This is a genomic window from Nonomuraea coxensis DSM 45129 (assembly GCF_019397265.1).
GTDB lineage: Bacteria > Actinomycetota > Actinomycetes > Streptosporangiales > Streptosporangiaceae > Nonomuraea > Nonomuraea coxensis.
This window is the reverse complement of the sequence record NZ_CP068985.1, coordinates 8,794,152-8,815,495: the sequence shown is the minus strand read 5'-3', so window position 1 is coordinate 8,815,495 and position 21,344 is coordinate 8,794,152. Positions and strand designations below refer to the sequence as shown.

The following is a 21,344-nucleotide window of genomic DNA, read 5'->3' as shown; positions in this document are numbered from 1 at the left end:
GATCAACCTGTTCACGAGAGGCTCCGAGCTGCTGTTCTACCGTTCTGCGTTCATTGTCATCTCGAACGGTGTCTACCCGCCCCACAGGGGACCCGTTCACCATGGCGGCGTCTCCACCGAGGCCAACAGGCACCCTTCGTGCTCGTCACTGCGTGAGAACGAAACGCTCTCCGGGGCTCTGGCCTCAGCGTGGTCACCGGCTGGGCGCTACATCCGCAGGGCCACCGCCCTGCTCGCGCGTCTACGAGAACGGGTCCATGTAGGGGTGGTCTTTCACCCTGTCATGGATGCGGCGCAACCGCGGCTGCCGAACCGGCGCCAGCCGCTCCAGCGTTCTGAGGAACACTCGTCCATCGGGACGGAAAAGACCGTGCGGCAGCAGCGGGGCGGATCATCACGGCGAACGACGGCACGCATCCCGGCGCCGCTGACACGAGCCGTCGATCATCGGCGTGGTCATTCGCGTCCGTGATCCGTCTGTTGGTCCCTTCGACGGGGTTCCGGGAGATGGCGATGATGGCGCGGAGGTCGTTCTGCGTGATCGGCATTGGCGGAGGTGGCGTGGGCGGGACGGGTGCGGGAGACTGCCACGATGGCTGCCGAGTACATCCAGAGTGACCAGTTCCGTGGTGCCCGCATCCATCTGTGCGACCTTGCCGGTCTCGAGATCCGTGATTGCGAGGTCAACGGTCTGAAGATCGTCGACTGCTATGGGAGCGACGTCTACCTCGGTGGCGACTTCAAGCGTGTCGTCGTCAACGACGTCGACGTGACCGCCTACGTCGAGGCCGAGCTCGACCGGCAACACCCCACGCGGGTGCTGGCGCGGGACGCCGCGTCCCCCGACGACTATCGGCCTGCTTGGGATGCCATCGAGACGCTGTGGGCGGCGACACTCGACCGCGCAAGGCTGTTGCCCGAGGTCAAGCTGCACGAGCAGGTCAACGGCGAGTGGTCGTTGGTCGAGACGCAACGGCACCTGCTGTTCGCCGGCGATGCCTGGCTCGGCAATGCCGTGTTGGAGGAGGAAGCGCCCTACCACCCGTTGGGCCTCCCCAGCAGCGGGATGTCGTCCGACGCGGCGGCGAAGCTCGGTCTCACCCTCGAAGCCACCCCGACGCTCGACGAAGTGCTCGCGCCGCGGCTCGCCCGCATGGCCACGATGAGGCGTGTCGTCGATGGGCTCACCGAGGCCGAGCTCGATCGGGTATGTGGTCGCAAGCCGGCGGACCCGTATCCCGACCAGGAGTACGTCATGCGCCGCTGCCTCAAGGTGGTGCTGAAGGAAGAGGCCGAGCATCATCGTTATGCGGTGCGTGACCTCGCCGTGCTCGAGGCCGGTGCCTGAACTGGCGCCGACCGGCCGGGCATGACCTCCAGCCGCATTGCGTGCTGCCAGGACGGTCATTCACGTGGAGGTGCCTGCCCTGCTCTCCGTGATGAAGGGGGCCGTGGTTCGAATCCCCAAGGCGGCACGGTGTCACCGCCCGGCTTTCCTGTTCGGTTACTGGGCCTGGCCGGCCAGGATCTGTGTCCACAGGTCTTGGGCGGTGCGGGCCGACAGCCAAGGACTCTCGGTGGTGACCGTCGGGTTGCCTCCGGTGAAACGCCGGACGAACCAGCGTCCGCCTGCTGTGCACAGTTCGAAGTAGGGCGACGTGCAGGAGCAGGTGTGGGCGCGGACTCGCACCTGGTTCACGCGGGAATGGCTCGGCTGCCAATCGATCGCCCTCGCCGCCGGGGTCGGCGGGGCCGCGTGCTGGTTGTCGCATGGTTCCGAGTCAGGCGTTCGCGCGGCCACGACTCCACCCCCTCAGGTGTTGCGCGTGCAACAGCGCCACGAAGGTGGCCTCGTCGTCGGCGCTCACAGTCTGCTGGAGGCCCGCGTCGAGAGCTATCGTGCTGGAAGTTGGTAAGAGAGCACGTAGGCGTCACTCGACATCACCGTGTCGCAGACCTCCACGGCCGTGCCGTCCTCGGCGTACGCGGTGCGAACGAGATGGAAGACGGGCGTGCCGGGTGCCAGCTTCAGGGCCTTGGCCTCGTCGCGCATCGGCATCCGGGACCTGACCTCCTCGTCGAAGTGGTCAAGTGGGTATCCCATCTCCTCCAGTCGTTCGTAGATGCCGCCGGGTCCCGTGTCCGGTTCGGCGATCCGTGTCCCGCTGGCGATCGAGGCGGGGAGGTAGGAGGTCGCTGTCTCGACCGGGTGTCCGTTGATCAGGTAGCGGCGTGAGCGGACGAGCACCTTGTCCCGCTCGCCCAGGCCCAGTCGCTGCGCCACATCGGCCGGCGGCTCCGTCTCGCTGATCTGGATGGAATCGACTGACGGCCTGCCTCCGACGCCCTCTGTCTCCGCGATGAATGCGGCCTTGCCCTGCTCGCGGTGCCGTCGCGCGAACCGGTCGGACGCGAGGCGACGCACCTGGGGCCTGGAACGGACGAACACGCCCCGCCCGTGCTCTGCTACGGTCAGCCCTTCTGCCTGGAGGACTTGGAGCGCGTTCCTGATCGTCATGCGGGCAACGCCGTAGTGTGCCATGAGCTTGGCCTCGGACGGTACCTTCGCTCCGGGCTCCAGCTTGCGCTGTTCGATGGCGTCGCGAAGGTGGTCGGCGATCTGCTTGAACACGGGGCGGTCGGTGACGGGGTCCAGGCCGGGCAACGCCAAGGTCATCCAGGCTCACTCCTCTACTCGTACATACCTGTACTAGCTTGGGAGTGTAGCTAGTTCGGCAGTGAGGATTTCGATGGATCAGGACTCACGCCACTCGGTCAGTGTCGCGGGCGTCGTAGTGGACGATCAGCAGCGGGCACTGCTCGTTCAGCGGCGGGACAACGGTCATTGGGAAGCGCCGGGCGGCGTTCTCGAACTGGAGGAGGACGTGGTCAGCGGGCTCAGGCGGGAGGTCAGGGAGGAAACTGGCCTCGAAGTCGAGCCGGAGGTGCTCACCGGCGTCTACAAGAACATGAAGCGCGGGATCATCGCGCTCGTGTTCAGGTGCCGAGCTGTGGGCGGGACGTTGAGGGAGACGGACGAGACGTGCGCTTTTCGGTGGGTTGCGGCAGAGGAGGTCGAAGGGCTCGCCGTCGAAGCCTTTGCCGTCCGGGTCTTGGACGCGCTGCGAGGCGGGGGGAGGCCGGTCGTTCGGCAGCATGATGGAGTGCAGGTCCTGGGTTCCGGTTTGTAAGGGGCGCGAGGTTCGGGAGGGCCTTTTGCTTGGGTGGAGCGTCGGTGCGCGTGGTCCGGGGTGCGTTGCTATTGGGGCTGGGCGCGTAGGTGCAGGTCGAGGAAGGCTGCGACGTACGTGCGGGTGATGTCCAGTGAGCGGGTTCCCTTCAGGTCGCCGCCGAGGTTCACGCCGAGTTGCTGGAGCAGCATGTCGTCTTCGTGGTGGGCTGACGGTGTTGTGCGGCATGGGGTTGATCTTGCGGGTCGGGGGTGGCGCGGGCATTGACCGAAGGGGCTGTTGCCGGTGTTGTCCCGCCGTACTTTTGACTGAGTTCGGGCTGGGCGGGAGAGGGCAGGCGACGCTTGTGATCACGGAGGCTCGGGGGTGGACATGGCGGCGAGGTTGCGGGCTAGGCGGGCGGCGGCCTCACGGAGGCCAGGGGGGCCGAGGATCTGGGTCTCGAAGCCGAGGGCGGCGATGTGCACGGCGAGCCAGTCCAGGTCGTCGCCCCCGGCTGTGAGCAGGCACCAGCCGTCCTCGGCGTCGGCCTCGACGCGGCCCACCTGCGGGGGGATCCGGTCGCGGACCTGGTCGGGGTGGGCGCGCAGGCGTACGCGGGCGTGGTGGCGGTAGGGGGACTCGGTCACGGAGCGTTGGACGTAGGCGGCCGGGTCGGGATGGTCGCGGGGGCGGAAGCGCCAGGTCGTGGCGGTCACGTCGCGCATGCGGTCGAGGCGGAAGGTGCGCCAGTCGTCGCGGTCGACGTCCCAGGCCATGAGGTACCAGCGGCGGGCGGTGGCGACCAGGCGGACCGGCTCGACCGTGCGTTCGCGTGCCTCGCTACCGCGCGCCCCGTCCTCGCGTGCCTCGCTGTCGCGGGCCGGGTAGCGGGCGGTGTAGTGGAAGCGGACGCGGACCGCGTCGCGGCAGGCGCGGGCGAGCGTCACCAGCAGCTCGGGGTCGATCTCGATCCCGGGGCCGACGAGGGTGTCCATGGCGCCGTGCACGGTCCGGACCTTGGCGCGCAGCCGGGGCGGCATCACCTGGTCGAGCTTGGCGAGGGCGCGCAGGGCCGCCTCGCCCGCGCCGGCGACGGTGCCCCCGGACGCCAGCCGCAGGGACACCGCCGTCGCGATGGCCTCCTCGTCGTCGAGGAGCAGTGGCGGCAGCCGGGTGCCCGCGCCGAGCTGGTAGCCGCCGCCGACGCCTGCCGTGGCGTGAACGGGGTAGCCGAGGGCGCGCAGGCGCTCGACGTCGCGGCGGATCGACCGGTCGGTGACGCGCAGCTCGGCGGCCAGCTCGGTGGCGGTCCAGGACGGGCGGCTCTGGAGCAGCGCCAGCAGGCGGAGCACGCGTTCGGTGGTTCCCTCGACGGTCACGTACGTCAGGGTTTCACGGATCGCGGACCGTATCTGTCCGGGATGGGAGAGAGAGTGAGGGCTGTGACGGAAGAAATCATCTGGAACCCGCTGCTGCGGGATCAGATCGCGTGGCACTGGACCGAGCAGCTACGGCCGCGGCTCGACGGCCTCAGCGACGAGGAGTACTTCTGGGAGCCGGCTCCCGGGTCCTGGAACGTGCGGCCCCGGGGCACCGGGACCGCGCCGATCCAGGGCGGGGCGGGGGCGATGACGATCGACTTCGCGTTCCCGCCGCCCGAGCCGCCGCCGTTCACCACGATCGCCTGGCGGCTCGGGCACGTGATCGTCGGTGTGCTCGCGGTACGCAACGCCGCCCACTTCGGCCGCGCGGCCACCGACTACCACTCGTACGAGTACGCCGCCACCGCCGCCGAGGCGCTGGCGCAGCTCGACGAGGAGTACGCGCGGTGGACGGCCGGCGTCGAGGCGCTCGGCGAGGACGGCCTCGCCCGTCCCTGCGGTGAGGCGGAGGGCGAGTGGGCCGCCCACCCCATGGCGGAGCTGGTGCTGCACATCAACAGGGAGCTGATCCACCACCTCGCCGAGGTGTGCCTGCTCCGCGACCTCTACCTGCACACGACCGGACAGAAGGAAACGAGCTGACCATGGCGCTTGAGGTACAGATCACGTTCGACTGCGCGGACCCGGCGAAGCTGTCGGCGTTCTGGGCCGAGGTTCTCGGCTACCGGCGGCAGGACCCGCCGCCCGGCTTCGCGTCCTGGGAGGAGGCGCTGAAGGCGCTGGGCGTGCCGCCGGAGCGGCACAACGACGCCTCCGCGCTCATCGATCCGGAGGGGGCGGGGCCGCGGCTGTTCTTCCAGCGGGTGCCGGAGGGCAAGCAGGTCAAGAACCGGCTGCACCTCGACGTACGGGCCGCGCCTGGCCTTGAGGGCGAGGCGCGCATGGCGGCGCTGGAGGCGGAGGCCGAGCGGCTGATCGGGCATGGCGCGACGCGGCTGGAGCGGCACGAGCCCGCCCCGCCGATGGCCGGCGGGCACATCATCATGGCCGACCCGGAGGGGAACGAGTTCTGCCTCGACTGAGTCTCGGTTCGAGCGCTGCTGGTGCTCGCCGGAGCAGGAGTGCCATGCTGAAGTGCTGAAGTGCTGAAGTGCTGGTGGCCGAGAACCGCGAGAGGGCGGGGGCGAGGCGGATGGCGGCGCGGGTGCTGGTGGTCGGGCTCGATCCCGCCACGTTGAAGGACTGGGATCCCGAGCCGGTGCAGGCGGCCATCGCCCGCGGCCGGGCCCGGTTCGCCGAGCGCGGCGTCGAGGCCGACTATTGTCTGGTCGACCTCGCCGCGGACCCCGAGGGGGCGCTGGTGGAGGCGTTGAATCGGGGCGGCCATGAGTGCGTGGTGATCGGCGGCGGCATCCGCGGGCATGAGCCGGCACTGCGAATCTTCGAGCGCATGATCAATCTGGTGCGGAAGCACGCGCCGGACGCCGCCATCGCCTTCAACACCAGCCCGGAGGACTGCCTCGACGCGGCCCTTCGCTGGCTGCGGCCGTAGCTTCGATCAGCGGAGCAGCAGGGCGCGGGCCTCGGCCAGGAGGTCCACCTGGGCGCGCCAGTCGTCGCCCGCCACGCCGACGACCGCGTGGCTCGCCCCGGCCTCCCGGTACGCGGCCAGCCGCTCCGCCGCCTGCTCCGGGCTGCCGGTGAGCGGGATGTCCATGACGTCGGCCACGGGCCGGTCGTAGGCGGAGGCGATGCCCGCGGCCAGTTCGGCCCGGGAGGGCGCGCCGGGACCGAGGGCCGCGCTGCAGCCGATGGCGATGACGGGCGCGGGGCGGCCGTGTTCGCCGGCCAGGTCGTTCAGCAGCGCTCGCCCGTCGGCCACCTCGCGCGGGGAGATCAGGGACGGGAACCAGCCGTCGCCGAGGCGGGCGGCCCGGCGCAGGGCGGCTCGGGAGGCGTTCCCCACCCACACCGGAGGCATCGGCACGGACAGGGACAGTTCGGCCGCCGAGCCGTCGGGCAGCGGCGTCCGCTCGCCGGACAGGAGGCCCGGGAGCAGCGTGAGGGCCGTGTCGGTACGCAGACCGCGCTCGGCGTACGGGACTCCGGCGGCGGCCCACTGCGCCGGCCCGCCGCCGGAGCCTACGCCGAGGACGAGCCGGCCGCCGGAGACGTGCTGGAGGGTCGCGATCTGCTTGGCGGCCCAGGCGAGGGGGCGGAGGGCGGGGACGAGCACGCTGGTGCCGATGGTGACGCGGCTGGTGACGGCCGCGGCGGTGGCGAGGGCGACGGGCGCGTCGAGGGTGGGGGCGCCGACGGCGAGGTGGTCGCCGTGCCAGACGCCGTCGAGGCCGGCGTGCTCGGCGTGCCGGGCGGCGGCGGGGAGGTCGAGGCCGTCGCGGCGCTGCACCGGGATGCCGGGCAGGATGACGCCGATCGTGAAACGTTCCATGGCGAACCACCTTGCAAGCTCAAGTCCGGTTGATGTCAACACGGTGCTTGTGTCGCCGGGGAAAATCGTCAACTCTTAGGAAAGTTTCCTGATTAAAAGAGGTGACGGGTGTGCGCGGTGTTCCGGTCGTCGTCCTCGGGATCGTCCTGGCCCTCGCCGGCTGCGGAGCCCCGCCCCCCGAGCCGCCGCTGAACGCCGGCGACGTGATGTTCGTCCAGATGATGGTCCAGCATCACCGCCAGGGCATCGAGATCGCGCGGCTGGGCGCCGAGCGCGCCGGCTCGCCCGAGGTCAGGACGCTCACCGCCGCCATCGAGGCGACCCAGCAGGACGAGGTCGAGATGATGCTGCGCTGGCTGCACGACTGGGAGCAGCCGCTGCGGGCCGGCGAGGGGGCGCACGACCACCACGGCGGCATGCCGGAGACCGACGTGAGGCGGATCCGGGCGCTGAGGAAGTCGAAGGACTTCGAGCGGGACCTGCTCGTCCTGCTGATCGCGCACCAGGGCGACGCGGTCAGGATGGCGCAGGCGGAGGTCGCGGGCGGCGTCAACCCGGCGGCCAGGGCGTGGGCCGGGCAGGTGGAGAGCTCGCGGCGCGGCCAGGTGGAGCTGATGACCCAGCTGGCGACGAAGCTGGTCAAAGGTTGAAAAACCGGGAAACCCCCGTCTCCTCATAGACGCCGACCTCGAGAAGTGATTAGATCACTTGATATGTCCGAGGTGACGCGGCCGACACTGTCCGACGCTCTGACCGAGCGCATGCTGGAGCTCATCCGCACGGGTGGGCACCGGCCGGGCGACCGGCTGCCGTCCACGAGGGAGCTGTCGCAGCGCTTCGCCGTCACCACGCCGACGCTGCGCGAGGCGCTCCGCAGGCTGGAGGCGACCGGCGCGATCGAGCTGCGCCACGGCTCCGGCATCTACGTCGGCGCCGACATCGAGCGCCTGGTCCTGCCCAACCCCAACATGCGCGAGATCCGCGCCGCCCGGCTGCTTGAGCTGCTGGAGGCCCGCCTCGTCATCGAGCCGCCGCTGGCAGCCCTGGCCGCCGAGCGGGCCGGCGACGAGGAACTGGCCGCGTTCCGGCAGGTGCTCGACGAGGCGGGGCGGCACCTGCGCGGCGAGGACGCCGAGCTGCACGACGCCAACATGGCCTTCCACCGGGCCACCGCCAGGACGGCGGGCAACGGCGTCCTGCACGAGGTGGTCGACTCGCTGCTCACCGTCCACGGCCCCGAGCAGCGCGAGATCCTGCAGATCTTCGACGACCGGCGGCGCGACTACGACGAGCACCTGGCGATCCTCGCGGCCATCGAAGCGCGTGACGCGGCGGCGGCCGAGGCCCGCATGCGGTCGCATCTGGCCGACGTGAAGGCGGTCGTCGAGCGTCGCCTCCAGTCTCCCCAGGGAGACGCATCCCCCCGATAGAAACACCGAAGAACCAAGGAGGCCGGCCCATGTTCCGGTCACGTGTGGCCACGCTGGGCGTGGCGGCGCTCGTCCTCGCCGCGTGCGGCGGCAACGGCACCGCCACGCAGGAGAAGAAGACCGAGCTGACGCTCTACAACGACAAGGGCGCGTGGACGAAGTACTTCGACGAGATGGGCGCCCTGTCGAAGCAGCGGATCGGCCTGGGCATGAAGCCGACGGGATACACGGACTCGGCGCAGTACCAGGCGTTCATCAAGGCGTCGTTCCGCACGAACGTCAAGCCCGACCTGTTCACCTGGCAGACCGGGGGGATGCTGGAGGAGATCGTCAAGCAGAAGCAGGTGGCCGACACCACGGCCGTCTGGCAGGAGGCGATCAAGGCGGGCGACCTGTCGCAGGACCTCGCGCCCTACTACACGATCGGCGGCAAGCAGTACTGCGTGCCGATGAACGTCGCCTACTGGGGGATGTTCTACAACAAGAAGCTCTTCGACCAGCACGACCTGACCCCGCCGCAGACCTGGGACGAGCTGATCAAGGTCGCCGACACCCTCAAGCGGAACGGCGTCAAGGCGTTCTACCACACGAGCGTGCTGTTCTCGTTCGTCTGGTTCGAGCAGCTCATGGCCGGCACCGACCCCGACCTGTACGACCGCCTGTCCACCGGCAAGGCGAAGTACACCGACCCCGGCGTGGTCCAGGTGATGGAGCGCTGGAAGTCGATGATCGACGCCGGCTACTTCATCAACCCGGGCGACAAGACCGACCCCGGTGACGTGCTGAAGAACGGCAAGGCGGCGATGGTGTCGTTCGGCACCTGGTTCAACACGAGCATGACCCAGCGGGACATGAAGGCCGGCACCGACTACGGCTTCTTCGTCATCCCCAACGTCAACGCGGCACTCCCCAAGACGTCGATGATCTTCGAGAGCGGGCCGCTCTGCTCGCTGACCAAGGCCGCCGACCCCGAGGCGAGCATGAAGTACCTCAAGTGGTGGACCAGCGCCGAGGCGCAGGAGAAGTGGGCCACCAGCCGCGGCGACGTGAGCGCCAACCCCAAGGTCGCCATCCAGGACGAGGCGCTGGGCGCGGTCACCAAGGACGCGGGCAGCGGCACGTACCGCCTGGTCAACCGCTACTTCGAGGCGACGCCGCCGCCGGTGCTGACGGCCGCGCTCGACGGGTTCGGCAAGTTCGTCACCGAGCCCGGCAGCTACAAGGAGGTCCTGGAGACCATCCAGAAGGCCGCCGACGAGTACTGGAGCACGCATCAGTGACCCGTTCACCGGTGCTCGGCAGGTTCCGGCACGGGTACGTGGCGCCCGCGGCCATCCTGGTCGCGGTGCTGCTCTACGCGCCGTTCGTGTGGACCGCCTACCTGAGCCTCACCCGGTACGACGGGCTGGAGCCCCCCGCATGGGTCGGCCTGGACAACTTCGTCAAGCTGCTGGGCGACCCGGCCCTGCTCACCTCGGTCCGCAACACGCTGATCTGGGTGGCCGGCACGATGGTGCTGCCGGTCGGGCTCGGCCTGCTGGTCGCGGTCCTGTCGTACGACCTCAGGGGCGGCGTCTGGTACCGGGTGCCGTTCATGCTGCCGTACGCGCTGAGCGGCGCGGGCCTCGCCATGGTGTGGAGCCCGGTCCTGTCCCATGACGGGATCGCGAACCTGCTGCTCGGCGTGGACACCGCGTTCCTCCAGGAGGCGCCGCAGAACACCCTCGCCATGCTGCTGGTCTGGACCTGGCAGCAGCTCGGCGTGAACACGCTGCTGTTCGTCGTCGGCCTGCAGTCCATCCCGAAGGAGCCGATCGAGGCGGCCCGGCTGGACGGCGCGTCGGGGTGGCGGCTGTTCCGGCACGTGATCTGGCCGCTGATGCGCCCGCTCACGGCGGTCGTGGTGGGTCTCGCGCTGGTGGCGAGCCTGAAGACGTTCGACATCGTGTGGGTGTTGACGCAGGGCGGCCCTGGGCGCAACTCCGAGACGCTGGCGGTGACGATGTACAAGGAGACGTTCGTGGCCAGCGAGTACGGCTACGGCTCGGCCGTGGCGGTGCTGCTCACGGTGGTGACCGGCCTCGCGTCCTACCTCTACCTGAAGAGGCAGGTGCGATGATCCGCAGGGCCGTGCTCATCGTGCTCGGGCTGGTCTGGCTCGGGCCCACCTACCTGTTACTGGTCAACGCCGCGCGGCCGGCCGACTCGTACGACCCGTCGCGGGCGTGGGCGCCCTCCGGCGACTTCGCGCTGCTCGACAACGTGGCGCGGGCCGTCGAGGGCGCCGATCTCGGCGGCAGCCTGGCCAGCACCGCGCTCTACGCCGTGGTCTCGCCGCTGCTGGGCGTGCTGATCGGGGCGCTGGCCGGGTACACGATCGTGGTGCTGCGGCTGCGGCACGGCTTCTGGTGGTTCCTGCTGATCTTCGGTGGCACCGTGTTCCCGTCGCAGATGCTGCTGGTGCCGCTGTTCGTCAGCTACAGCGATGCCGGGCTCTACGACACCCGCCTCGGTCTCGTCCTCGTCTACACCGCGATCAACGTGCCGCTCGGCGCGTTCGTGCTGCGCAACTTCTACCAGGGCGTCGCCTTCTCCATCTTCGAGGCGGCCCGCATGGACGGCGCGTCCACGTGGCGCGTCTTCTGGCGGATCTACCTGCCGATGTCGGCCAGCGCGCTGACCGCCGTGTTCATCCTGGAGTTCACCTTCATCTGGAACGACCTCGTCTTCGGCCTGACCCTCAGCCAGACCGCGGACGTACGGCCGGTCATGACGGCCATCGCCGGGCTCATGACCGACGTCTACGCCGGCACCCCGGTGCCGGTCGGCCTCGCGGCGGGGCTCGTGGTCTCGCTGCCGACGGTCGTGCTGTTCCTCGCCACCCAGCGCCTCTTCGCCCGAGGCCTTTCCCTAGGGAGTGTGCAATGACCAGCCGGTTGCTCCAGCGGAGCCTCGGGAGCCCCGACTACGACGGGATCAGGCGGGCGCTGCGGGACGACACCTCGACGCCCGTGATCAGCGAGCGCGGGCTGGAGGTCCGGGTGGCGGTGGTGCCGCTGTTCACCCACGACGGGCGTCAGGCCGTCAGGGTGTCGAGCACCGTGCCGCTGACGCACGTGCTGGTGGACGTGGACAGCGCGACGGGCACGGACGTGACGCTGCTGGTGCCCGAGGTGGACGCGCCGCGCGCGCTGACGCTGGAGTGCCGCGACGAGAGCGGCGTGGTCGGCACGGCCCGGGTGACGGTGACGCCGCAGCGCAAGTGGAGCGTGTTCGTCGTGCACCACTCGCACCTCGACATCGGCTACACCGACCCGCAGGGCACGGTGCTCCGCCACCACCTCGACTACCTCGACGCGGCGGTGCGGCTGGCGGAGGAGACCGCGTCCTGGCCGGACGACGCGAAGTTCCGCTGGACGGTCGAGTCGTCGTGGCCGGCGCAGAAGTGGCTGGCGGCGCGCCCCGCCGAGGCGGTGGAGTCCTTCCGCCGCCTCGCGCGGGAGGGCGTGATCGAGGTGACGGCGCTGCCGTTCCAGCTCCACACCGAGGCGTGCTCGACGGAGGAACTGCACCGGCAGCTCCGCTTCGCCCGCGAGTCGGGGCTGCCGGTCACCTCCGCCATGCACACCGACGTGCCCGGCGCGGTCGTCGGGCTGGTGGACGCGCTCAGCGCGGCCGGGGTCCGCTACCTCGCGGCGGCGCACAACTGGGCCGGGCGGTCGGTGCCCTACCTGCACGGCGGCGACAAGCTCACCCGGCCGTTCCGGTGGCGGGCGCCCAGCGGGAACGAGATCCTCGTGTGGTTCACGGACACGCCGCACGGGATGGCGTACATGGAGGGCAACACGGTCGGGCTGACCGACTCGTACGAGCTGGCCGACGACCTGCTGCCGCGCTACCTGGCGGCGCTGGCCACGCGCGGTTACCCGTACGGGCCGGGGACGTTCGGCTGGCAGGGGCCGGACGCGCCTCGGGAGCCGTACGAGCTGGACGTGCTGCATCTGCGGGTGCAGGGCGCGCACGCCGACAACGCGGGCCCGTCGATCGTGCCCGCCTCGATCGCCCGCCGCTGGAACGAGCAGTGGGCCTGGCCGCGGCTGCGTTCGGCGGTCAACAGCGACTTCTTCGCGCACGTCGAGGAGCGCCACCTGGACCGGCTGGCGGTGCACGAGGGCGACTGGACCGACTGGTGGGCCGACGGGCTCGGCTCGGGCGCGCGCCCGCTCGGCTACGTCCGCCGGGCGCAGTCGGCGCTGCGGGTGGCCGAGACGCTGCACACGCTGGCCGGCGTGGACGTCACCGCGCAGGTGGACGCCGCCTACGACGGGGTCGCCCTGTTCAACGAGCACACGTGGGGCGCGGCCAACCCGTGGGAGGACGCCGAGGAGGCCGGCGACTCCGGCGGCCTGCAGTGGACGCGCAAGTCCTCCGGCGCCTACCAGGCCCAGGACGACGCGGCGGACCTGCTGCACGCGGCCGTGCGCCGCTTCGCCGCCGCGCTGGCCGAGGGGGAGGGGCGGCCCGCGTTCGCGGTGTTCAACCCGGCCACCCGCGCGCGGACCGACGTGGTGCGGGCGTTCCTGCCGCGTGACGTGGTGCCGGTGGACGTGCCGATCGCGCTGGTGGACGCGCGGACGGGGGAGACGGTGCCGCACCACGAGGAGTTCGTGGATCCCGACGACTGGCCGACCCGGCCGATCGGGCGGCACGTCCACGCGGTCGTGCGTGACGTGCCGGGCTTCGGGCACGTCCGGCTCGACGTGGTCCGCGCGCAGGCGCAGCCCCCCGAGCCGGTCGAGCCGCCCGGCGACGCGGTCATCGAGAACGAGTTCTACCGGGTGGCCTACGACGTGCGCGAGGGCCACATCAGCTCGGTCTTCGACAAGCGGGCCGGGCGGGAGCTGGTCAACGGCGAGGCCGCGGCCGGCTTCGGCCAGTACGTCTACGACCAGTACGCCACCGCCCCCCACTTCAACCACCTGTCCGGCCACGTCGGCGCGCACGACCGCACGCTGCTCGGCGACCGGGCGATCGGCCGGCACGCGACGGTCACCGAGTGCCGGCGCACGGCGGTCGGCGAGCGGCTGGTGGTCGAGCTGCGCGGCAAGGGCGTCGACTGGATCCGCACCACGATCGAGCTGTACTACGGCGTGCCCCGGCTGGACCTGACCTACCGGCTCGCCAAGCAGGGCACCCCGGCCAAGGAGGCGGTGTTCCTGGCCTTCCCGTTCGCGGCGGGGCCGCCCTCGGCGTGGGAGCTGACCGGCGGCGTCGGCGGGCCTGACGTGCCGCGGGTGCCGGGGTCGGCGGCGTACATGCTGCCGATCCGGCACTGGCTCGCCTTCGAGGACCCCGAGCTGACCGTCGCCTGGGCCACGCTGGAGGCGCCGCTGGTGCAGCTCGGCACCATCCACATGCCGTACGCGCCGTTCCCGCCGACGCTCGACCAGGAGGACGGCACGGTCTACTCCTGGGCGCTCAACAACATCTGGGACACCAATTTCCCGGCGCAGCAGCAGGGCGAGACCACGTTCAGGTACGCGGTCGCCTCCGAGGCGGGCGCCCCCGCCCGGCGGCTGGGCGCGGCGGCGGCGGCCGGGCTCACCGAGCCGTTCGTCGGCGCGCTGGTCACCGACGCCGCGCCGGCCGTCACGACGTACGCCTCGGTGGACCATCCCGACGTGCTCATCACCTCGATCGGGCAGAACGGGGTCAGGCTCCAGTCGCTGGCCGCCGAGCCGGTCGAGGCGACGGTCGTCCTGGGGAACGAGACCACAACGGTACGGCTGCCCGCCTGCGGGGTCGCCGTCGCGGAGGGAACGCGCCTGTGAAGATCGTCGACGTCCGGGCCACCACGGTGGCCGTGCCGCTGGAAGCGCCGCTGCGGCACAGCAACGGCGCGCACTGGGGGCGCTTCGTCCGTACGATCGTCGAGGTCGAGGCCGACAACGGGCTCGTCGGCCTGGGCGAGATGGGCGGCGGCGGGGAGAGCGCGGAGTCGGCCTTCCGCGCGCTGCTGCCGTACCTGAAGGGCCACGACCCCTTCCAGCTCGAAGCCCTCCGGTTCAAGATCGCCAATCCGACGGCCTCGCTCTACAACAACCGCACCCAGCTCCTCGCGGCGGTCGAGTTCGCCTGCCTCGACCTCATCGGGCGGCAGCTCGGGGTGGCGGTGTGCGACCTGCTCGGCGGGCGGCTGCGGGAGGAGGTGCCGTTCGCGTCGTACCTGTTCTTCCGCTACGCGGGCGACGGGCACGCCGAGGTCCGCACCCCCGACCAGCTCGTGGAGCACACCCGGCGGCTGAAGGAGGCGCACGGCTTCACCGTCCACAAGCTGAAGGGCGGCGTCTTCCCGCCGGACCACGAGCTGGAGTGCTACCGGGCGCTCGCCGAGGCGTTCCCCGGCGACCGGCTCAGGTACGACCCCAACGCCGTGCTGTCGGTCGCCGAGGGGCTGCGTTTCGGCAAGGCCATCGAGGGGCTGAACAACGACTACCTGGAGGACCCGGTCTGGGGTCTGGAGGGGCTGCGCGCGGTGCGCGAGCGGGTGCGGGTGCCGCTCGCGACCAACACCGTCGTCGTCAACTTCGAGCAGCTCGCCTCCAACGTGCTGCGCAGGGCCGCCGACGTCGTGCTGCTCGACACCACGTTCTGGGGCGGGGTGCGGCCGTGCGTGAAGGCGGCGGGGGTGTGCGAGACGTTCCAGCTCGGCGTGGCCGTGCACTCGTCGGGGGAGCTGGGCATTCAGCTCGCGACCATGCTGCACCTCGGCGCGGTGCTGCCCAACCTCACCTACGCCGCCGACGCCCACTACCACCAGCTCCGCGACGACGTCATCGCGGGCGGCAAGCTCGCCTACTCGGGCGGGGCCATCGCGGTGCCGTCCGGGCCGGGGCTCGGGGTGGACCTGGACCGCGAGCGGGTGGAGCGCTACGCGGAGCTGTACCGGGAGCTCGGCGGCTATCCGTACGACCGCGATCCCGGCCGGCCCGGCTGGTACGCCACTGTCCCGAACGAACGTTTCGCCGACCCCGACGTCGCCACTCCATAATGGGGCGCTATGTCGGAAACATCACAGCCTGCCCCTCCCGCTGACAACCTGGTGACCACCTCCCACTCCCTCCCCTCCGGCCAGACCTACACCGCCGTCACCGGCACGATGGTGCTGCGCGAGGAGGTGTTCACCGAAGGCAGGTTCGACGGGCTGCGGCCCAAGGCCGAGGTCTTCGTGACGGCGTACACGCTGGACGGCGCCGACCCCGGGAGCCGTCCCGTCACCTTCGCCTTCAACGGCGGGCCCGGCTCGTCCAGCGTGTGGCTGCACCTCGGCGTGCTGGGGCCGCGCCGGGTGGTGATGGGCGACGCGGGAGCGCTGCTGCCGCCGCCGTACGGGCTGGCGGACAACGAGGAGACCCTGCTCACGGTGAGCGACCTCGTCTTCATCGACCCGGTCTCCACCGGCTACTCGCGGGCCGCCGAGGGGGAGAAGGCGGAGCCGTACCACGGCTTCACCGGCGACCTGGAGTCCGTCGGCGAGATCATCCGGCTCTGGACCACCAGGAACGGGCGCTGGATGTCGCCGAAGTACCTGGCCGGCGAGTCGTACGGGACGATCAGGGCGGCCGGCCTCGCCGACCACCTGCAGTCGCGCTACGGCATGTACCTCAACGGCGTCATGCTGATCTCCTCGGTGCTCGACTTCATCACCGGCGACTTCAACCAGGGCAACGACCTCGCCTACGCCCTCTACCTGCCGACCTACGCCGCCATCGCCCACTACCACGGGCTGCACGGCGACCGGCCGCTCGCCGACGTGCTGCGCGAGGCCGAGGAGTACGCCGCCCGCGACTACCCGTGGGCGCTGGCCCGCGGCGCCCGCCTCACCCCAGAGGAGCGCGCCGACGCCGTCGCCAGGATCGCCGCGCTGACCGGGCTGAGCGAGGACTACGTCGACCGGGTGGACCTGCGCGTCGAGCACATCAGGTTCTTCACCGAGCTGCTGCGCTCGCGCCGCCAGGTCGTCGGGCGGCTCGACGGCCGCTTCACCGGCTGGGACCCCGACGCCGGGCGCGAGCACTTCACGGCCGACCCCAGCATGAACGCGATCGTGGGCCCGTACAGCGCCGCGCTCAACCACTACCTGCGGACCGAGCTGGACTACGCGAACGACCTGCCGTACGAGCTGCTCACCTCGCGGGTGCATCCGTGGTCGTTCAAGGAGTTCGAGGGCGCGCACGTGCAGGTCGTCGACAAGCTGGCGGCGGCCATGCGGGCCAACCCGCACCTGCGCGTGCACGTGGCCTGCGGCTACCACGACGGCGCGACGCCGTACTTCGCCGCCGAGCACACCTTCGCGCACCTGCCGGTGCCGCCCGAGCTGGCCGCCAACATCGAGTTCGCCTACTACGAGGCCGGGCACATGATGTACGTCCACGAGCCCAGCAGGCTGCGCCAGTCAGCCGACCTGGCCGCCTTCGTCCGCGGCGAGAACGGCTGACGCCCGCCGCAGCCGGTGCGCGAGGTCGGCGCGGAGCGCGGCGAAGCGGGCGGCGTGGTCGCGGACGAGCGCCCGCTGCAGTTCCACGTCGGCCGCGTGCCAGGCGGCGACCAGGCCCGAGGACCACTTGCAGCGCGTGTCGGCGACCGCGGTCCGCTTCTCGTCCTCGGTGACGGTCCGCTCGTCGAGGTCCCAGCGGCGATCGCCGATGGCCGCCTCGGGGGACGGGTAGCCGTGGCCGGAGCGGCTCATGCACGCCCGCCAGCGGCCGGCCGCCGCGACCACCCCGGGGGTCCTGGCCGACCGCTCCAGCGTGAGCGCGTCCTGGCGGGAGAACCACGGCCAGTCCGCCTTCGGCGCGCCGCGCGCGAGGACGCGCGAGGCCCGGTCCAGGCAGCCGCCTCGCCCGCCGTCGCCGTACAGGTGGTCGCGGGTGGCGGCGGGCAGCGCGGCCGCCCAGGCGGCGGTCGTGTCGGGGGACGGCGGGCGGGCCAGGTGGTAGCCGTGGCGGCCGGCCGCCACGGTGTCGACGACGCCGTAGCGGCGGGAGTTGCCGGGATCGAGCGCGGCGATGAGCGCCGGGTCCTCGGCGGGCGGCTCGACGGCGACGCCCCGCGCGCGCATGCACCGCCTCACCAGGAGGTTGTGCGCGTCGCCCAGCGTGGCCCGCTGCCCGGGGGTGGTCCTGTAGGCGTCGAAGGGCAGCACCAGCCGCGTCGCGGCCTCCGGGCGGGCCGGCGTCTCCGTCCCGCAGGCGGTCACGGCCAGCAGCGACGTGCCCGCGAGAAGAGCGCGGCAGCCGGTTCCCCGCGGCCAGGTCAGGAAACCGGCGCCCCCGTTCGTGGTCAGCGGCACCAGATGTCGAGCGAGCTGACGCGGTCGCTGCCGACGGCGTTGTTCGCGAGGAACCCGTCGTTGGAATTGTGGGTGAATGTGCTGTGCGCTCCGGTGTAACCCGGGTGCTGCCAGAGAGTGGCGCTGCAGCCGATGCGATTGCGCACCGAACTGGTGTCGTTGTCCATGCTCTGCCAGGAATTACTGAAGTCCCAGTTCAGCCAGTTGTTGTCGGCGAAGTTCGCATCGTCCGCGACGAAGTCGCGCCAATGGTCGACCTGCCCGCGGTTGTAGTCGAAGCCCGCGTACAGGCAGACACGGCCGCCGTAGCAGGTCGAGCGGGGGCCGGCCACCGCCGTGGCGGCCGGGGCGACCACGGTGAACAGGGCGGCCGCCGCGACGAGGCCGGCGGCCTTTCCGGTGAGCCTCACAGGTCTCTCCTCTGTCGGGTGGGTCTTTTCGAGCACGTAACCTAGCGTGCGGAATCGATTACCCGGCCTGTGAGTTCTCGTCAGTTGACGCAATTCTTGCCGTTCGGGAATGGAAAAACGCCTAATCGGGGAGCGCCGCCGGGTTCTGCGCCAGCAGGCCGCCGTCCACGCGGTGCTCGGCCCCCGTGATGAACGACGAGCGCGGCCCGGCGAGGAAGGCGACCAGCTCCGCCACCTCCTCCGGCCGCGCCACCCGGCCCAGCGGATGCGCCCGCCCCCACTGCCTGACCTGCTCCTCCTGCGACAGCTCCCCCCGCCACAGGTCGGCCGCCCAGCGCAGCATCGGCGTGTCCACCGACCCCGGGCACACGACGTTGACCCGGATGCCGTCGGCCGCGTGGTCGAGCGCCATGGCCCTGGTCAGGCCGTTGATCGCGGCCTTGCTCGCGGTGTAGGCCGCCACCTGGGCCTGCGAGGAGAACGCCTGCACCGACGACATGAGCACGATCGAGCCGCCGCCGCGCTCCCTGAGCCGGGGGACGGCGGCCTTGCAGGTGAGGTAGACGCCCTTGAGGTTGATGTCCAGCACCTCGTCCCAGACCTCCTCGGGGGTGTCCTCGACGGTGCCGTAGCGTTGCACGCCCGCGCAGGTCACCACGACGTCGAGCCCGCCGAACCGGGAGACCGCCAGCTCCACCAGGTCGCGCATCTGGCCGGCGCGGCGCACGTCGGCCGTGCGGCCGAGCACCCGCTCGCCGTCGAGCTCGGCGCCCGGGTCCACGCCGCAGAACACCACCGACGCCCCTCCGGCGGCCAGCCGGTCCACCACCGCCCGCCCGATCCCCGTCGAGCCGCCCGTGACCAGCGCCACCTTGCCGTCGAACTCGCTCATGCCAGCACCTCCGCGCGCATCCGCAACCTCTTCGTCTCGTGGGGGCCGAGGGCGAGGGCCGTCCCGTTGGCCACCGCGGCGGCGAGGCCGTCGGTCGGCAGGCTGGAGAACGGTTCGAGCCCCACCGTGTACGCCCGTCCCCACCAGGGGTAGCCGGTGGACGCGCCGAGTTCCTGCCACATCCACAGGTAGGGGAGGAGCGTGGCGTCCCACGCCACCCTCATGCCGATATCTCCTGAGATCTCGTACCAGCCCGTGTCGCCGAAGCCCGTCAGGTACACGATGTCGCTCGGCGACCCCGGCTCCTGCACCACGCTCAGATCCGTCACGCCGCCCGCGTCGGCGGGGACCAGCGGCCACTCCCACGGCCCGCCCGCGCGCACCCGCCGCCCGCCGGGGCCGATCGCGCTCGCGTGCGGGATCACCCGCACGCCCTCCGGCAGCCTGATCCTGGCCCCCGCGCGCAGGAACGGCCGGCCGTACACGATGTGCTGTCCCCACATCGCGTGCAGCGGGACGGGGGAGTCGTTCGTGGCCGCCCCCTCGACCTCCAGCGCGGCCACGCCCGACCGCAGCCGCAGCACCCTCTCCACCCGGTACGGCAGCCGCCGCGTCCGCACCGCGAGCCGGACGGCGACCTCGTCCTCGCGGTCGGTGACGACCTCGTACGACCACGGCAGCCCGGCGACTTCCCCGTGCTGGGCCAGCCGCGCGCCCCGGTACTCGCTGGGCGCGCCGCCGTTCGGGAACACCTCCTGCCAGCCGCCCTCGTAGTGGTCCACGAACGGGGCGACGTCGTCGGCCGCGCCCTGGAGATGGTCGCGCGGGTTGCGCAGGCCCTGCGGCGCGAGCCAGACGAAGTCGGTGTCGGTCGGCTTGTACAGGAACTCCACCACGTCCCCGCCCTTGTCGGCCACGACGGTCACCCGCAGCGACTCGTTCTCCATCACGACCGCCCGCATCCCGTCGACGGTGACGTGCCGCAGCCGCGCCCCCCAGTTGCGCGTCACCTGAAGGTCACGTCCAGGAAGCGGGGGCGGTAGATGGTGACGTCGCGGTAGTGGTCGGTGTTGACGAAGCTGTTGACGTTGTACGAGACCACGAGCCCGTCCCCGGCCACGTCGGGGTGGGCGTGGGCGTTGTAGGTGAAGATGTTGCCGCCGGTCTCGGGCGTCGTGTAGACGTGCTGCCTGCCGGTGAACGGCCCGGACGGGGAGCACGAGGTGTAGGCCACGATGTTGGGGCTCAGCGCCTCGGTCGTGTCATGCGTGATCAGGACATATGAGGATCCGACCTTGGTGACGCTGTACTCGTTCGCCACCCCGCTCATGATGCGTGCCGAGTCGGTCTCGTCCGGTGACCAGGTGCCGTCCGCCGTCAGGAACTCCCACGTCCCGAGCAGGCTCTGCCCCCGCACCCGCGCGAGGTGCATGTACTTCGGCGAGCCGAAGTCCTCCACCCCGTACACGTAGGTGTAGCCGCCGTCCTCGATCGTGGCCGAGGCCCAGGCGACGCCGTGCCCCGAGGGCAGGTCGTGCACGCTGATCGGCCGCTCCAGCCGCCCCGGCGCGAACCTGGCGACCACGTTGCGGTGCCAGCGCCAGTCCCACGCGCCGGTGCCGAAGCGCTCGTACTCCTGGTAGGTGACCTCGACGACGCCGCCCGCGAGGGTCGCGTCGCCGGCCCAGTACCAGTGGTCGCCGTCACGCGGCGGCATCACGGCCGTCGGCTTCGCGGCGGTGCCGTCGTGGATGGTGGACAGGCGGCCGTCGCGCTCGACGGCGAAGGAGTTGTTGAGGAAGACCGTCGTGCCGCCCTCCTCGACGACCGGCGGGCGCGAGCCGTCGGGGTTCACCTGGCCGAGGAAGGTGTCGGAGAAGATCCACAGCTCCTTGCCGCTCGGCAGACGGAGCGAGTAGGTGCCGTCGGCGCCCGTCCAGTCGTCGAGGCGGCTGTTGTCGTTGCCGTACGCGGTGAACAGGCCGGTCAGCCGGGCGTCCGTGGTGGCGCCGGCGACGGCGGCGGGGGTGCAGGCGGCGGGGGTCGTGGCGGCGGCGGCCGGCAGGGGCGCCGCCGGGAACCCGAGCAACGCGATGGCCAGGGATGCGAGGGCGGGACGGAATCGCGTCATGGTGGTTCCTAGGGGGGGGTGAGGTTCCCTACAGTTCTAGTCATTAGATCACTTGCTGTCCAGGGTCCCCTGGCGTCTGCGCGAGTAGCTGCTAGGTTTGTGCGCTTTGATCGAACAAGATG

23 protein-coding genes are annotated in these 21,344 nt (G+C 71.2%); 13 read left to right on the top strand and 10 right to left on the bottom strand.

What is annotated here, in order from left to right; all coding sequences use genetic code 11:
- Positions 1 to 592: 592 nt before the first annotated feature.
- Positions 593 to 1,348, top strand: coding sequence for a DinB family protein (locus Nocox_RS41330; protein WP_026213869.1), 756 nt, complete (start codon positions 593 to 595; stop codon positions 1,346 to 1,348).
- Positions 1,349 to 1,504: 156 nt separating this feature from the next.
- Here Nocox_RS41330 and Nocox_RS41325 read toward each other — a convergent pair whose 3' ends face one another.
- Together Nocox_RS41325 and Nocox_RS41320 are read right to left on the bottom strand one after the other, a co-directional pair.
- A complete protein-coding gene (locus Nocox_RS41325; protein ID WP_157382790.1) occupies positions 1,505 to 1,699 on the bottom strand; it encodes a hypothetical protein in 195 nt (64 codons plus the stop codon).
- Positions 1,700 to 1,894: 195 nt separating this feature from the next.
- Positions 1,895 to 2,677, bottom strand: a complete 783-nt coding sequence (locus tag Nocox_RS41320) for a GntR family transcriptional regulator (RefSeq protein ID WP_020540877.1) — start codon at positions 2,675 to 2,677, stop codon at positions 1,895 to 1,897.
- 73 nt (positions 2,678 to 2,750) lie between these two features.
- Here Nocox_RS41320 and Nocox_RS41315 point away from each other — a divergent pair, with 73 nt between their 5' ends.
- Complete coding sequence (locus Nocox_RS41315) at positions 2,751 to 3,191, top strand: NUDIX hydrolase (RefSeq protein WP_020540876.1); 441 nt, start codon at positions 2,751 to 2,753, stop codon at positions 3,189 to 3,191.
- Positions 3,192 to 3,259: 68 nt separating this feature from the next.
- Here Nocox_RS41315 and Nocox_RS43875 read toward each other — a convergent pair whose 3' ends face one another.
- Positions 3,260 to 3,382 (bottom strand): hypothetical protein, encoded by a 123-nt coding sequence (locus Nocox_RS43875; protein WP_020540875.1) that lies wholly within the window; start codon positions 3,380 to 3,382, stop codon positions 3,260 to 3,262.
- Between the two features lie 159 nt (positions 3,383 to 3,541).
- Positions 3,542 to 4,552, bottom strand: coding sequence for a helix-turn-helix transcriptional regulator (locus Nocox_RS41310; protein WP_020540874.1), 1,011 nt, complete (start codon positions 4,550 to 4,552; stop codon positions 3,542 to 3,544).
- Positions 4,553 to 4,615: 63 nt separating this feature from the next.
- On the opposite strand from Nocox_RS41310, the gene Nocox_RS41305 reads away from it, so the two are divergent.
- From Nocox_RS41305 to Nocox_RS41295, 3 genes are all read left to right on the top strand, one after another.
- Positions 4,616 to 5,197 (top strand): DinB family protein, encoded by a 582-nt coding sequence (locus Nocox_RS41305; protein WP_020540873.1) that lies wholly within the window; start codon positions 4,616 to 4,618, stop codon positions 5,195 to 5,197.
- A 2-nt stretch (positions 5,198 to 5,199) separates the two neighbouring features.
- Positions 5,200 to 5,637, top strand: a complete 438-nt coding sequence (locus tag Nocox_RS41300) for a VOC family protein (protein WP_020540872.1) — start codon at positions 5,200 to 5,202, stop codon at positions 5,635 to 5,637.
- 74 nt (positions 5,638 to 5,711) lie between these two features.
- A complete protein-coding gene (locus tag Nocox_RS41295) occupies positions 5,712 to 6,107 on the top strand; it encodes a hypothetical protein (RefSeq protein WP_246649694.1) in 396 nt (131 codons plus the stop codon).
- Between the two features lie 6 nt (positions 6,108 to 6,113).
- Here the strand turns inward: Nocox_RS41295 and Nocox_RS41290 are convergent, their stop codons facing one another.
- Positions 6,114 to 7,007 carry an LLM class flavin-dependent oxidoreductase gene (locus Nocox_RS41290; protein WP_020540870.1) on the bottom strand — a complete coding sequence of 298 codons (894 nt, stop codon included), beginning with the start codon at positions 7,005 to 7,007 and terminating at the stop codon, positions 6,114 to 6,116.
- Positions 7,008 to 7,117: 110 nt separating this feature from the next.
- On the opposite strand from Nocox_RS41290, the gene Nocox_RS41285 reads away from it, so the two are divergent.
- The 8 genes from Nocox_RS41285 (at position 7,118) to Nocox_RS41250 (ending at position 16,934) form a co-directional block, all read left to right on the top strand.
- Positions 7,118 to 7,657 carry a DUF305 domain-containing protein gene (locus tag Nocox_RS41285; RefSeq protein WP_020540869.1) on the top strand — a complete coding sequence of 180 codons (540 nt, stop codon included), beginning with the start codon at positions 7,118 to 7,120 and terminating at the stop codon, positions 7,655 to 7,657.
- A 63-nt stretch (positions 7,658 to 7,720) separates the two neighbouring features.
- The gene (locus Nocox_RS41280; protein WP_020540868.1) at positions 7,721 to 8,437 is read left to right on the top strand and encodes a FadR/GntR family transcriptional regulator; all 717 of its coding nucleotides are present in this window, start codon (positions 7,721 to 7,723) and stop codon (positions 8,435 to 8,437) included.
- A 29-nt stretch (positions 8,438 to 8,466) separates the two neighbouring features.
- Positions 8,467 to 9,717 carry an ABC transporter substrate-binding protein gene (locus tag Nocox_RS41275; protein WP_020540867.1) on the top strand — a complete coding sequence of 417 codons (1,251 nt, stop codon included), beginning with the start codon at positions 8,467 to 8,469 and terminating at the stop codon, positions 9,715 to 9,717.
- The gene (locus Nocox_RS41270) at positions 9,714 to 10,556 is read left to right on the top strand and encodes a carbohydrate ABC transporter permease (RefSeq protein WP_246649693.1); all 843 of its coding nucleotides are present in this window, start codon (positions 9,714 to 9,716) and stop codon (positions 10,554 to 10,556) included. The genes Nocox_RS41275 and Nocox_RS41270 overlap by 4 nt, the downstream gene beginning before the upstream one ends.
- Positions 10,553 to 11,365, top strand: a complete 813-nt coding sequence (locus Nocox_RS41265; protein WP_020540865.1) for a carbohydrate ABC transporter permease — start codon at positions 10,553 to 10,555, stop codon at positions 11,363 to 11,365. The genes Nocox_RS41270 and Nocox_RS41265 overlap by 4 nt, the downstream gene beginning before the upstream one ends.
- On the top strand, positions 11,362 to 14,268 hold the full coding sequence (locus Nocox_RS41260) for a glycoside hydrolase family 38 N-terminal domain-containing protein (RefSeq protein WP_020540864.1): 2,907 nt from the start codon (positions 11,362 to 11,364) through the stop codon (positions 14,266 to 14,268). Before Nocox_RS41265 ends, Nocox_RS41260 begins: the two co-directional genes overlap by 4 nt.
- A complete protein-coding gene (locus Nocox_RS41255) occupies positions 14,265 to 15,488 on the top strand; it encodes an enolase C-terminal domain-like protein (RefSeq protein ID WP_020540863.1) in 1,224 nt (407 codons plus the stop codon). The genes Nocox_RS41260 and Nocox_RS41255 overlap by 4 nt, the downstream gene beginning before the upstream one ends.
- Positions 15,489 to 15,497: 9 nt before the next feature.
- Positions 15,498 to 16,934, top strand: a complete 1,437-nt coding sequence (locus Nocox_RS41250) for a S10 family peptidase (protein WP_026213866.1) — start codon at positions 15,498 to 15,500, stop codon at positions 16,932 to 16,934.
- Here Nocox_RS41250 and Nocox_RS41245 read toward each other — a convergent pair.
- The 5 genes from Nocox_RS41245 to Nocox_RS41225 form a co-directional block, all read right to left on the bottom strand.
- On the bottom strand, positions 16,893 to 17,789 hold the full coding sequence (locus Nocox_RS41245) for a hypothetical protein (RefSeq protein ID WP_020540861.1): 897 nt from the start codon (positions 17,787 to 17,789) through the stop codon (positions 16,893 to 16,895). The two genes, Nocox_RS41250 and Nocox_RS41245, sit on opposite strands and share 42 nt — an antisense overlap.
- Positions 17,780 to 18,199 carry a peptidase inhibitor family I36 protein gene (locus tag Nocox_RS41240; RefSeq protein ID WP_020540860.1) on the bottom strand — a complete coding sequence of 140 codons (420 nt, stop codon included), beginning with the start codon at positions 18,197 to 18,199 and terminating at the stop codon, positions 17,780 to 17,782. The genes Nocox_RS41245 and Nocox_RS41240 overlap by 10 nt, the downstream gene beginning before the upstream one ends.
- Positions 18,200 to 18,320: 121 nt before the next feature.
- On the bottom strand, positions 18,321 to 19,091 hold the full coding sequence (locus tag Nocox_RS41235; RefSeq protein WP_020540859.1) for an SDR family NAD(P)-dependent oxidoreductase: 771 nt from the start codon (positions 19,089 to 19,091) through the stop codon (positions 18,321 to 18,323).
- Positions 19,088 to 20,101 carry a DUF4432 family protein gene (locus tag Nocox_RS41230; protein WP_020540858.1) on the bottom strand — a complete coding sequence of 338 codons (1,014 nt, stop codon included), beginning with the start codon at positions 20,099 to 20,101 and terminating at the stop codon, positions 19,088 to 19,090. The genes Nocox_RS41235 and Nocox_RS41230 overlap by 4 nt, the downstream gene beginning before the upstream one ends.
- Positions 20,098 to 21,222 carry a glycoside hydrolase family 183 protein gene (locus Nocox_RS41225; RefSeq protein ID WP_020540857.1) on the bottom strand — a complete coding sequence of 375 codons (1,125 nt, stop codon included), beginning with the start codon at positions 21,220 to 21,222 and terminating at the stop codon, positions 20,098 to 20,100. Before Nocox_RS41225 ends, Nocox_RS41230 begins: the two co-directional genes overlap by 4 nt.
- Positions 21,223 to 21,344 lie beyond the last annotated feature (122 nt).